Consider the following 9,993-nt stretch of genomic DNA (forward strand, 5'->3'; position numbering starts at 1 on the left):
CAAGGTGTTGGCAAGGGAGCTGCGCGGCTAACCTACGCGGCCCGATCCACCCAAAGCAATGGGCTGCAGCTTTGTGCCGAAAGCAGCGCGGCTTAAGCCTCCCTGCTTAATGCAAAGTGCGTGGGTTAATGGCGACGTTATCCCGCCGTCTTGTTACGCAATGCTTGTTTGTGGTCCAAGGGCGCGCTCAAGGATGGAGATAATTTCGGAGTTCATGCTGCGGTGGTTGGTTTGGGCCACCTCAGCGAGGCGTTCCCTCATCTGGGCTGGCAGGCGGATAACTAACTTCACTGCCGGTTGGCTGGAACTCTGCGGATGTAACATTTTTGCCTCATCAATTTTTCAGGGGCGCTTGTAACCGTTTCGGGTATCCCTTTGCAGCGCTGGCACTCGCTCCTTATTTGGCATTCGGTAGATTTGACGTCGGAATAATGGCGGATTCTACTGCCTGCAAACAAAAAGTATAGTGCTTGCCGGCGTGGAGAGCCCGAACGCAGGCGAGGGAAATCGCTGTGATTACACGCGTTAATAAAGCCAGCCGGGTGGTGCCTGCCGGTTGTTTAGTTGCAATGAAAACGCTCACACCTCGCATTGCTTTAAAGGGTGCGAGTTGACCGCTTTGGCGGTGGGCTGGCAATTTGTATGTGTCGCTTTGTTGGGGTTTTTTGTGGCTATTTGCTGCGATAAATAGAGTTAAGTCAGCTAATTGCCAAGATCGCTGTTTATTCGGGCTGTTGTCGAAAGCGTCGGTAGCCCACGTGTGCCGCGGCGTGGTCATGCCGGGTGGTATACGGGGTGTATCTGTTAAATTGGCGATATAAAACTCTGTATCTATCGCGTTTTTGCGGCGCATCCCAGAGGCAATCCGGCCCCAAATTTTTTTGCCAAGGCGGCTGTAAGTGACGACATAGGCACGCGAGGTGGCGGGGGTGTTGGCATCATAATGACGCCTGCGTGATATCATCCCGGGCTGTTTTTTGTTACTGAGTCTTTAGAGTCCTGCGCATGAAGCCCCCATCCCTGTCTGACCTGAAAGCTGCCTTGCTTGTGTGCAAGGGTGGCTTTTTCTCTGTTGGTTTTTTCAGTCTTTTCGTCAACTTCCTGATGCTGGTGCCCGCGTTCTACATGTTGCAGGTGTATGACCGGGTGGTCGCCACAGGCAGCCATTCGACGTTGATGATGCTGACCCTGATTCTCACTCTGCTGCTGGTTACCATGGGCGTGCTGGAGTGGGTACGTTCACGCATTATGGTGCGCCTCAGTACGCGGCTGGATCTGATTCTGGGGCCGCGCCTGTATGACGCCAGCTTCAAGCAGGCGCTCACCTCAGGTGGTATGCAGGCCTCGGCCCAGCCACTAAATGACCTCACAGGCTTGCGTCAGTTCATTACCGGCAATGGGCTTTTTGCGTTTTTCGATGCGCCCTGGCTGCCGATCTATCTGGCTGTGATGTTTTTGTTCCACCCTTGGTTTGGTTGGTTTGCCGTGGGTTGTGCGTTGGTGTTGGTGGCACTTGCCTTCCTGAACGAGCGGCTGACCAACGCGACGCTGCTGGAGGCGAACAAGCAAAACTTGGCCGCCACTGCCTTCACCCAGAAGAACCTGCGCAATGCCGAGGTGGTTGAGTCCATGGGCATGCTGGGTATGTTGCGTGAGCGCTGGCAGGCGATGAACCATCAGGTGTTGTCCCTGCAGGGCACGGCAAGTGATCGCGGTGGCAGTATTGCGGCGTTTTCCAAGACCTTTCGTTTGTTGGTGCAGTCGCTGATTCTGGGCTTGGGTGCCTACCTGGCGATCGAACAGGAGATTACGCCGGGTTTGATGATTGCGGGTTCGATTTTGCTGGGCCGGGCGTTAGCGCCGATCGATCAAATGATTGGTGCCTGGAAGGGCTTTTCTGCGGCGCGTGGCCAGTATGCGCGGCTCGATGAGCTGCTTGAGCAGGTTGCCGCCGAGCCTGAGCGCATGTCGTTACCTGCACCGCGTGGCGAGGTAAGCGCAGAAAACCTGGCAGTGGTGCCGCCTGGGGCGCAAAAGCCGGTGCTGGTCGGGCTGAACTTTCACGTGGCAGCCGGTGACGCGGTGGGCATTATCGGTCCTAGTGCGTCGGGTAAATCGACCCTGGCCCGTGCACTGCTGGGTATTTGGCCCGCAGCGCAGGGCAGCGTGCGCCTGGACGGTGCCGATGTGTTTGCCTGGAAGCGTGAAGAGCTTGGTCAGCATGTCGGTTACCTGCCGCAAGATGTCGAGTTGTTTGACGGCTCAATCAACGAGAACATTGCTCGCTTTGGCAACGTTGACCCCGTGGCCGTGGTTGAGGCCGCTCGCCTGGCCGGTGTGCATGAGCTGATTCTCAAATTGCCGCAGGGCTATGACACGGTGATCGGTGCAACCGGCGGTGGCCTTTCTGGTGGCCAGCGTCAGCGCATCGGCCTGGCGCGAGCGGTGTATCGGCGGCCGCAGTTGATCGTCTTGGATGAGCCCAACTCAAACCTGGATGATGTGGGTGAGCGTGCACTCTCCGAGGCCATCGTCAAGCTCAAACAGGCGGGCTGTACGCTGTTTGTGATTACTCATCGCACCAGTGTGCTCAATGCCCTGGACAAGCTGATGGTGCTGCGTGATGGCGCGCTGGCGATGTTCGGTCCGCGCGACAAGGTGCTGGCCGAGTTGAGTAAGGCCCAGCAGTCGGCAACAGCAGTGCGTGCGTAACCCTTTAAAGGATGGAAATGGACGTGAGTAATTCTTCCCCTGCGGGCCTTGCGCCATCGCTGCCGTTAGCTACAAACGATCTACCGATTCGGCGTATCGGCTATGCGGTGTTGTTTGTGACGTTCGGCCTGTTTGGTTCCTGGGCAGCCTTTGCCCCGTTGAACAGCGCGGCTCTTGCGTCTGGCGTGGTTACGGTCAAGAGCTACCGCAAGACGGTGCAGCACTTGGAAGGCGGCATTGTTAAAGCTATTTACGTGCGCGACGGTGACCAGGTGGCCGCTGGCGATGTACTGCTCGAACTGGACGGCACGCAGGCATTGGCTGAGCTGGAAATGGTGCGTAGCCAGCTGATTGCATCGGTTGCGCTGGACGCGCGGCTGGTAGCGGAGCGCGATGGCCTGGATGCGGTTGATTTCCAGCAGGATGCCGCCAGCACCGATAAGCGTGTTCTTGAGGCGCAGCAGAACGAGGCCCAGGTGTTTCAGGCCCGTCGCTCCGCTCGGTTGGGTGAGACCGGCGTGCTGCAAAAGCGTGTGGTGCAGCTCGACGAGCAGATTCGCGGCATTAATGCAGTGATCGCGGGTAAGCAGAAGGAAGCGGCTTTTTACGAAGAAGAAGTCGGCGATTTGAGTGCGTTGCTTAAAGAGGGTTTTGTCGACAAGCAGCGCTTGCGCGAGCAGCAACGCAATGGGGTTCGCCTGCTATCTGAAATCGCAGAATTGCGCTCGTCCATTGCCGGCGCGCGCTTGCAAATTGGCGAGACTGAGTTGCAGATCATGCAGCTCAACAAGGATTTCATCGCGGAGGTGGTTACGCTGCAATCCGAGGTGCAAACCAAAATTTTTGATTTGAACGAACGCCTCGCCGCGGTTGCTGAGCGTGCCCAGCGTCTGCGCGTGCGTGCGCCTGAGGCCGGGATGGTGCTGGGCATGCAGGTGCACACGGTGGGTGGGGTGATTGCGCCAGGTACGCCGTTGCTGGATCTGGTGCCCGCCAGCGAGGATCTGGTGGTCGAGGCGCAGATATCGCCGATAGACATCGACCGAATCGCGCTTGGCAAGTTGGCTGATGTGCGCTTCAGCGCATTCAACAGCGCAACCACGCCAGTGATCGAGGGGCGTCTGGCGCAGATTTCCGCCGACCGTTTGGTTAATGAGCAAACGGGTGTGCCGTATTACCTGGGTCGCATCGAGCTGACCGATAAGGGGCGTAAGGCTCTGGGTGACTTAACCCTGGTGCCCGGTATGCCAGCCGAAGTGCTGATCAATACTGGTGAGCGTACGTTATTGAATTACCTGGTGCAGCCAGCGACCAATGCGTTTGCCCGTTCACTGATTGAGGACTGAGCCTGTGCGGCATTTTTTCTGTGGTGTGATGCTGCTCGTGAGTGCGCCTTTTTCCTCTGTGGTGCTCGCCGCTGTTCCCAGCGAGGAGCAGGTGGTGGATTTATGGCAGTTGTTTCAAGAGGCCGAGCTTGAAGACCCGCGTGTGCTCGCCGGACGTGCACGCAGCGAGGGGGGCGCGCTGCGTGAGCGCGAGGCCTTTGGCCAGTTGCTGCCGCAGTTGAGTGCCAGCAGTACGCTCAATCGAACTGCGCAGGACAATGCCGCCACCCGGCAGATTTATAACGGTGAGCGCTACGCACTGACTTTGAGCCAAGTGATTTATGACGCACAAACCTGGCACAACTACCGTCGTTATAGCGAACTGGCAAAGCAGCAGGAAGCGGAGTACGCGATTACTCAAGAAGAGGCGACGCTTGATCTGATCGAGCGCTACTTCACCGCTTTGGCGGCCGAGGATGAGCTGGCTCTGGTATCTGCTGAGTTGCGCGCCACTGAGCGCAATCTGGCACGCGTCAATTCGCTGTATGAGCGCCAGTTGGCGATGGTTACCGATGTGCTGGAAATTTCGGCGCGGGTGGATTCGCTAAAATCCCGCGAAATTGAAGCGCGCAACACCGTGGAGGTGGGACGCGAGGCGCTGTCTGAGATGATCGGGCGTGAGATTACCGAGCGCTTGAAACGTGTCGGTGAGCAGGTCGTGTTCCTGCCGCCGGAGTATGACCGTGAATACTGGGTGCAGCAGGCCATGACCCAGAGTCCGGTTTTGCAGGCACGTAACCGTGCGGTCAGTGCTGCGCAGGCTGCATTACAACAAGCGTCAGGTGGGCATAAGCCCAAGGTCAGTTTGAGCCTGAGTGGCCAGCGTAGCGATATTGGTTATGAGAACAGTCAATCGCAGATCACTGATACTTATGTAGTGAGTTTAGGGATTCAGGTGCCTCTCTACAGTGGCGGCTCTACGCGTGCGGGAGTTTCAGCCAGCGCTTCGGACTTGATGGTGGCCGAGCAAGAGTTTGAGCAGGCCAGGCGGCAGGTCGTTCGGGAAACGCGCTCGGCTTTTTATGATACGCAGGCGGGTGTGAGCAAGATTTCTGCTTCCCGCAAGTCCATGGCGTCTTCGGCAAAGGCCCGTGAAGCCGCTGAGCGGGCCTTTGGTTTTGGCGTAATGAACGCGGTGGATGTGCTGAACACCATCAAGGAAGAGTACGCCGCCCGCCGCACGCTGCTGCAATCGCAATATGACTTCATTCTGAGTTCGCTGGTACTGCGCCGCTGGAGCGGTTCTCTGGTTCGAGATGATGTACGCAAGGTCAACGAGTGGCTGGTGGATGTCACGCCTGCTGGTCGCGGTTGATCGTCGCGTAGGTTGGTGTAGCGATTAGCCGCATTGCCTTGGCAAAGCAGCGATTTTGACCACCGCATAACCCGGCACTAACTGGCACATCATCACCCCATGCATCCGACTCATGATGGCGGTGTTTGGGCCACACCCTTGCCAGCAATTGCAACGCTGGCAAGGGTGTGGACTGCACCGCTAACCCAGCCTACGGTTTGGCGATTTGAGTATTTGGTGGCTTTAGTCGCGAATCATGGGCATCTATAGCCCAACACGGCCTCGCGGTTTAGCCTGCGCTGTTGTTTTGCTGGATCATACGTCCGTACAGTTTTTCCAGTTGCTCCCAAGCAGCGATTGTCTGCGCGCTTTGTGGGCCAGTCTGCGAGTGGATAACAACGGTGGCATGGCGCAGCACTGCTAGGGCTTCATTGAGGCGGTTGGCCTGCATCAATAGCATGCCCAGGTTATTGCAGCTTTCCGCCACAAGCATATGGTTAGTGCCTAAGCGCTTCTCTCTGATTGCCAGGCCTGTGCGTAGTTGCTTTTCTGCTTCTTCCTTCATGCCCAGCAGGTTGAAGAGCACGCCCAGTCTGTTATGGATGTCTGCAACGCCAACTGATTCCTCGCCTTCGAATTGCTGGCGAATGCGTTTTACGCGCAGCAGCAACGACTCTACTTCATTGAGTTTATTTGTCTCTGTGAGTTGGGTCGCCAGGTTGAGCAGGGGGGCGCTGATTTCGAGTGTGTTAGCCGCGTTTTTGCGTTCGTAGATATCAATTGAACGCCGGAAATAGGCTTCTGCTTGCGGTAACTGACCTTCTTTTTTGCGCACTACTGCGAGGCTGTTGTAGGCCTTGGCTGTGGCTGTTGCTCCGGTAGGGTAGAGCTGTTCGAGTATGCTGATCTGATCTGCAAGCTGGCGCTGGGCTTTTGCTATTTGGTTGGTGCGTATGTAAAAGGTTGCGAGTGTGCCATGTATCCTGGCTACTGCCTCCGACCTCTTTCCCAGAGCTTGTTGCCGCAACTGCAGCGTCTGTATTAAGAGTTTTTCGGCATCGCCAGGTTGATTAAGCCGTACCAGGCTCTCGGCCAGAGGGACTAACGAGTGCGACAGGTTGTGATGATTCTTACCGTATGCGCGAGTTCTGACTGCGAGGCTGGCGCGGTAGTGCGTTTCGGCTTCGCGGTACTGTTGGTTGAGCATGGACAAGCTGCCGAGGTTGTCATGCGCGCGCGCGAGCGTTTCCAGTTGCGCTGGTGTGTTGCCACTGGCTGCTGCCTTTTGCGAGGCAAGTGCTTGCGTGCAGATGCCTTTTGCGCCGACAAGATCTCGTTTATTGAGAGCGGTTTCGCAGTCAGAGTTACTTGCTGCTAAAGCTACGGGGGCGAGGAGGGCCGCCATTAGTGGCAAGGCAATTGTGTAGTGGGCGCGCTTGAGCAATTCTAGAGTCCATGTTGGCTGTGGTTGCAGGGAGCGATAGTCACATGGATGCGACGGTTGAGCAATCGAGCTATACAGTGTGTAGTTGTTGAAGCGCAAAAGTCTGGCTTGGCCTTGTCGCTTTCGGTCAGACCTGTAGATCTGGGTGCTGGCGGCTGCACTTTTAAATATGTGTGTCGAGCAGTAGCTTCATGCGCTGTACATCGCTTCAGTCTCATCCTGAAATGCTGCATCGATGTCGTCGGGAACACTGAACAGGATTGGCGACCTTTCGAATTGCCTTACATGCTTCGCTATTATCGCCACGTGATAATTAGTCATGCTAAAGCGCGCTCTTCAGTGTGCTGAATGAGTTCGGTTGATATTCCTGAGCGCTTGCAAGTAAAGCCTCGCAGATCTGCGCTGAAGTGGGATCATCCTCACCGCAGCGAGTCCGATAAAAGTAGCGTGCACGAGTTTGGTATTTTCGCGCGATCATGCTGATAGATTGTTACATCCCCGCATATCGACATCTTCTGGAGGGCCTGCCTAGATGGCAAATGGAATCGTTATCTAAAGCAGTCAGCCCTATAGAAAATTAAAGTCAGCAGAGCAGTAAATCTCTGCTGTTGAGATAACTTGGCCACATACGATGGGAATATTTAGGGTCCGGCCGTGCAGGTGTAATTCATTCGATTCTATTTGCAGGCGCTATTTTGGCTAGTGCCTGATAGAGATCAGTCGGCGATATCGGTTTGTGAAGCAGTTTCAAACCGCTTTGTAGCGCTTCACGTAAGCGTTCTGGAGCTGTATCGCCAGTTATGATCAAGGCTGGAATGATGGTGCCCATTACTTCCCGTATCTGGGCAATGGCATTTGCGCCGGTATGGTTTTCACGCAAGCGATAATCGCTGATGAGCACCTCTGCTGGCCACTGCTCGACAAGTTCCAACGCTCCACTAGTGTGCTCTACTGCTTTGCAATCGCATCCCCAGTCTGAAAGTAAATGTACCATGGCCTCGCGTACCATCTCGTCATCATCAATGATAAGAATACGTAAGCCTTGTAACAGCCCAGTTTGAAACTGAGAGTCTTTGGGAGAGGCTAATGTATCGCTAGTTTCACCAGATGTAGCTAACGGCAGGCTAATGCGGAATACGCTTCCGCGTCCGGGGCGGGACGATAACGTCACGCTGTGATCAAGCGATTGAGCCAGGCCTTGAGTAATTGCAAGACCCAGGCCGAGACCCTTGAGCCGGTCACGCTCGGGATTACCCAACTGATGGAACTCCTGAAATATTTCACGCTGCTGCGAAGGTTCGATTCCGATACCGGTATCGAATACTTCAATCACGACTTTTTTGCCGCGTTTGCGGCACCCGACCAGCAAGCCACCTGTTTCGGTGTAGCGAATCGCGTTAGTGATCAGGTTGCGTAGCATCAATTCCAGCAGGTTCTCGTCGGAATACACCGCCAGCTGGGTCTCCCGGCAGCGATAAACGATTTTCTTGTTGTCGGCCTGACCGCCGAGCTCGTTTTCGAGCTTGTGGAGTAGTGGTTGCAGGAGGAAAGAACGTGTTTGTGGCTCGATTACCCCGGCTTCGATGCGTGAGAAGTCCAGCAAGGTGTTGAGCATCTGCGCCGAGGCTTGGCTGGCGGCGCGGGCATTGTTAAGGACTTTGTGTTGAAAGTCTGACAGATCGCTCCTGGTCAACACTTCGAGGAACAGTTCCTGGGCATGTACTGGCTGACGCAAGTCATGGCTGGCTGCAGCGAGAAACTTTGATTTCGCCAGGTTGGCTTCTTCTGCCTTGCCGCGTGCCAGTTCGGCGTTCTCGCTTTCCACCTTAAGACGTTCTATCAGATCGAGGTTCTCGAAGCGCAGTATTAATGATTGCCGGGAGGTGCGTTGGGCCAGCATAGCCTGGGCAGACTGACCGGCTACGAACAGCGCGCAGCCGACACTGAGAATGGCGAAGGAGGAATCTTCCAGTGTCAGCAGCCTACTGCTCATGGCGGCCAGTTGGGCGAGCTGCATGCTTAGGAATAAGGGAAATACGGGGGCTAGCAGCGATACGGCGTTGCCGCTGACCCCGGCCAGCGAGGCCATAGCCAGTAGTTGCTCGGCCAGGCTGGTATGACCCATCACAATCCATACCAGCGATCCCCAGGCCACGCCTTCAAGGATCTTGATGACACACATGTAATGGATGTGCCGAGATGTGTTTTCCGCGTTTATCCCGCGGCGTAAAGCAGCGCGTGCATAACCAACACTGATTACGCGGCTCACGATGACCGCTGCAAGCCAGCTTAGTACAGCGTTGTGGTTCTCCTCGCTGTGGAAAACCAGGGTGAGAGTCAGTGCCAGGGCGCTGCCCAGATACAGCGAACTCTTCATGCTGCGGAATACCAGCCGCACCTGCTCTGTGCGGATGTCCTGTTCCAAATTGCTAGGGAGTGGCGCTGCTCTCAATTGATTAACCCCTGACGACGCGCCACGAATGCAGCTTCCGAGCGGCTAGACACCTGCAGGGTTTGAAGGATGGCCTGGACGTGACCGCGTACAGTATTTTCCGACAGATTCAGGCGCCGACCAATCAGCTTGTTGGGCAAGCCCAAGCACAACAGCTCTAGGACTTCGGATTGCCGTGGGCTAAGCCTTGGCTTCTTGTCTGGGTTGGGTACTGGGGTGCTTGCTGGCAGTTGGCCGGCAAGTACTTGGCCGACCAATTCAAGCATGCGGCTGGGCGTTTCTAATTTGCTGATGAAACCATGCGCCCCGCGTGCTAAAGCTTCGTCCTGAATGTGCTTATCCTGATTCGCGGAAACTATTACGACTTTGGAGTGAGGCCATTTGCGCTTGATCAACGCAATGCCGTCCAAACCATTCAGCCCTTGAAGTTGAAGGTCAAGCAGGACCAAGTCAAAAGCATCATCAGATTGCAGCAGTGCTTGCTCAAGTGAGGCCGCTTCTGCAATTTCGATATCAACCAGCCCTGCAGCCAAGACCATACCGACTCCGTATCGGAACAGTGCATGGTCATCGATCAGCATTAGATGAGTTGTCATGATGCTCATTCAATCGCGTACTTGTGAGCCTTGGCAAGTAATCAGTCCAAATGGACTATTTGCCAAATGACCAGTCGGCGCTAATCTGATTTTTACAAAAAAGCCATCAA

The 9,993-nt window shown here is 55.5% G+C and carries 7 protein-coding genes and 1 pseudogene; 3 read left to right on the forward strand and 5 right to left on the reverse strand.

The features are described from left to right. Window positions 1-177: 177 nt before the first annotated feature. Window positions 178-324, reverse strand: a pseudogene (locus tag HBN63_RS14335) (Arc family DNA-binding protein); the annotation flags it as partial. Window positions 325-397: 73 nt separating this feature from the next. Further along, complete coding sequence (locus tag HBN63_RS14340; protein ID WP_170049897.1) at window positions 398-964, reverse strand: hypothetical protein; 567 nt, start codon at window positions 962-964, stop codon at window positions 398-400. A 41-nt stretch (window positions 965-1,005) separates the two neighbouring features. Here HBN63_RS14340 and HBN63_RS14345 point away from each other — a divergent pair, with 41 nt between their 5' ends. The 3 genes from HBN63_RS14345 to HBN63_RS14355 are packed head-to-tail and all read left to right on the forward strand — an operon-like array spanning window position 1,006 to window position 5,412. Continuing rightward, the gene (locus HBN63_RS14345) at window positions 1,006-2,712 is read left to right on the forward strand and encodes a type I secretion system permease/ATPase (protein ID WP_170049898.1); all 1,707 of its coding nucleotides are present in this window, start codon (window positions 1,006-1,008) and stop codon (window positions 2,710-2,712) included. Window positions 2,713-2,729: 17 nt separating this feature from the next. Further along, complete coding sequence (locus tag HBN63_RS14350) at window positions 2,730-4,058, forward strand: HlyD family type I secretion periplasmic adaptor subunit (RefSeq protein WP_262498966.1); 1,329 nt, start codon at window positions 2,730-2,732, stop codon at window positions 4,056-4,058. A 28-nt stretch (window positions 4,059-4,086) separates the two neighbouring features. Then, on the forward strand, window positions 4,087-5,412 hold the full coding sequence (locus HBN63_RS14355; RefSeq protein ID WP_178093352.1) for a TolC family outer membrane protein: 1,326 nt from the start codon (window positions 4,087-4,089) through the stop codon (window positions 5,410-5,412). A 268-nt stretch (window positions 5,413-5,680) separates the two neighbouring features. Here the strand turns inward: HBN63_RS14355 and HBN63_RS14360 are convergent, their stop codons facing one another. The 3 genes from HBN63_RS14360 to HBN63_RS14370 all read right to left on the reverse strand — a co-directional run bounded on the left by HBN63_RS14360 (window position 5,681) and on the right by HBN63_RS14370 (window position 9,868). Then, a complete protein-coding gene (locus HBN63_RS14360) occupies window positions 5,681-6,835 on the reverse strand; it encodes a tetratricopeptide repeat protein (protein ID WP_170049900.1) in 1,155 nt (384 codons plus the stop codon). 667 nt (window positions 6,836-7,502) lie between these two features. Continuing rightward, the gene (locus HBN63_RS14365; protein WP_170049901.1) at window positions 7,503-9,212 is read right to left on the reverse strand and encodes a hybrid sensor histidine kinase/response regulator; all 1,710 of its coding nucleotides are present in this window, start codon (window positions 9,210-9,212) and stop codon (window positions 7,503-7,505) included. A gap of 71 nt (window positions 9,213-9,283) precedes the next feature. After that, window positions 9,284-9,868, reverse strand: coding sequence for a response regulator transcription factor (locus HBN63_RS14370; RefSeq protein WP_262498967.1), 585 nt, complete (start codon window positions 9,866-9,868; stop codon window positions 9,284-9,286). Window positions 9,869-9,993: the final 125 nt, after the last annotated feature.

Source organism: Pseudomonas sp. WS 5011, from assembly GCF_012985775.1.
In the GTDB taxonomy this organism is placed as follows: Bacteria; Pseudomonadota; Gammaproteobacteria; order Pseudomonadales; family Pseudomonadaceae; genus Aquipseudomonas; species Aquipseudomonas peli.

Coding starts and splice junctions, on each gene's coding strand:
- HBN63_RS14365 (WP_170049901.1), bottom strand. CDS start 9,212: ATGAAGAGTTCGCTGTATCTGGGCAGCGCCCTGGCACTGACTCTCACC.
- HBN63_RS14370 (WP_262498967.1), bottom strand. CDS start 9,868: ATGCTGATCGATGACCATGCACTGTTCCGATACGGAGTCGGTATGGTC.
- HBN63_RS14350 (WP_262498966.1), top strand. CDS start 2,730: ATGGACGTGAGTAATTCTTCCCCTGCGGGCCTTGCGCCATCGCTGCCG.
- HBN63_RS14355 (WP_178093352.1), top strand. CDS start 4,087: ATGCTGCTCGTGAGTGCGCCTTTTTCCTCTGTGGTGCTCGCCGCTGTT.
- HBN63_RS14345 (WP_170049898.1), top strand. CDS start 1,006: ATGAAGCCCCCATCCCTGTCTGACCTGAAAGCTGCCTTGCTTGTGTGC.
- HBN63_RS14340 (WP_170049897.1), bottom strand. CDS start 964: ATGATATCACGCAGGCGTCATTATGATGCCAACACCCCCGCCACCTCG.